This is a genomic window from Pseudomonas sp. PME37.24/025 (assembly GCF_055556615.1).
Genome location: NZ_JBVHNK010000348.1, coordinates 1 through 257 on the forward strand (window position 1 = coordinate 1; position 257 = coordinate 257).

Genomic DNA, 257 nt, shown 5'->3' on the forward strand with positions numbered 1-257 from the left:
CGCGCGCTGCCGCAGCGAAGCCGACTGGCTGATCGGCATCAATGGCACCCGTGCCATGACCGCCTTCAACTCCAAGGAAGGCGGCTTCTATCTCACCACCGTGGGCCGCGTGCAGACGCCGACCTTGTCCATCGTGGTCGAGCGTGAAGAGAAGATCAAGAAGTTCATCCCGCGCGACTACTGGGAAGTGCACGCCGAATTCGTCTGCGCTGCCGGCATCTACAAGGGCCGCTGGCTGGACAAGGGCCACAAGAAGG

At 62.6% G+C, this 257-nt stretch carries 1 protein-coding gene; it reads left to right on the plus strand.

The window, feature by feature from the left end; translation table 11 throughout:
- Positions 1 to 257 (plus strand): DNA topoisomerase (locus ACZ3HH_RS30645; protein ID WP_465810425.1); only part of this gene is annotated, 257 nt, incomplete at both ends.